Origin of the sequence: Micromonospora arborensis, assembly GCF_003205615.1 — a bacterium.
Taxonomy (GTDB): Bacteria; Actinomycetota; Actinomycetes; order Mycobacteriales; family Micromonosporaceae; genus Micromonospora; species Micromonospora arborensis.
In genome coordinates this window covers 1-1,551 of record NZ_PYBV01000094.1, presented here as the reverse complement: position 1 = coordinate 1,551, position 1,551 = coordinate 1, and the positions used below count along the sequence as shown (strand labels likewise).

The following is a 1,551-nucleotide window of genomic DNA, read 5'->3' as shown; positions in this document are numbered from 1 at the left end:
ACGCAACAACCCCACCAGCCGAACCCGAACCCGGACCCGGACCCGCCGCCCAACGAACGCCTCTGGGGCCTGGTTGGCCATCGCGGCCAGACGGCTTCGCAGACGATCCACCCGGGTTGGCGCCACCCGACTGGGCGTCCCCGCGCTCCGGAACGCTGGGCTGCCCCGGTGTGCCCTCGGCTGGATTCGCGGGTTGCGACCCACCGCGGGAAGCTGGGCCGGTCGACTGCCCGACGTTGAACTGCCGCTTCCGCCGGAGCCGGCCGGGCTCGGGCCGCTCCTGACGCTCAGATCGGGCACGTATCTGGCGGAACTGACTCGCCATCCAGCTGTGGACGACATCAAGCTCGTCGATGGTCAGCATCCTGTCGAGGTCGTTCCGGATTTCGAGCACCACCGACTTCGTCAGCAGTCCGCCGTTGTCGTCCAATTCGGCGAACTGACCCACTTGTTCATTGATGCCGAGGGCCCGATGCTGGTCCACGATTCTCTGCGGCCGGTCGAGCAGGAAGTTGTCCAGATACTGCTCGTTGCGGTAAGGGAAATGCCCCAACCGCAGGATATCGATGCTCCCGGACTCCTTCTCGTTGTGCCGCTCCGCGTAGCGACGGTCAAAGTCGGGCTTCCCGGCGCGGTAACGATCGACCAACAGGGAGCGGATGGCGGGAGCCTCAGCATTGAGGAACATGCGCACGGCTTCCGGGAGCTCGGCTCGCACCACGCTCGGTGGGTTCCGTAGGGCCGCCGCGATCGCATTCTTCGAGAGCATGCCACTTGACTCAGAGAGTGCCGAATGCTCGATCCGAGCCGCAACGTGTGTGTACGCGAGCGTCATGAACCCGATCAGCTCGACAACTCCGGGAAAGTGCATCAGGCCACGCACGGACCCTTCGAAGACACCGAGATAGCGAGCAGCCACGTCATTCGCGAACTGCATTCCCTCGAGCAGCAGCCGCTTCGGTTCACGCATGAAGGTGCGCTGCGCCATGAATTCGTAGAAATTGGCCAGGTCGGCGACTGGGACTCCCACGTTCCACTGAACGTAGATCTTCTCACTGTGCAGATAGGGTGAGAAGACCCGGGCACCGCGTCCTTCCTCGGTGATGACCCACCCGTCGTCGGCCCGGAAGATGTCCTCAATCGCGAGCCCCTGCCCCTCCCGCCACTCACGGGCGTTCATGATCGGGGCGTGCTGCATCAGGTCGGTCGCCTGTCGCCAGGGGTCATAGACGGATTGCCAGGAGGGCCGGCCCCGATCACCGGAGGCATGCAACACGGTCGGCTCCGGAGTCACCTCCAGGATGTTGTACTTGACCTCTACGGCTGGCTGCACAAGGTCGGCGTCCGCCCTCCTGTGCAGCCTCCCATCGGCTCCGAGCAGGTAGGGCCGATCATCGACCTTCGCCGTCAGCCCTTCCCTCGTGGCCAGGACCAGCCCCTTCACAGAGGTCATGCCTGAAGCAAGGATAAAGATCTTGTCGTGCTCGCCCTCGGGACTGAGCCCTCCGGCCTGACCCGCCAGCTCGTCCGGGTCGACCCGCGTCGCACCCG

1 pseudogene is annotated in these 1,551 nt (G+C 64.9%); it reads right to left on the bottom strand.

Going from position 1 to position 1,551, the window contains the following annotated elements:
• Positions 1–1,551 (bottom strand): annotated as a pseudogene (locus C7C45_RS34335) (hypothetical protein); the annotation flags it as partial.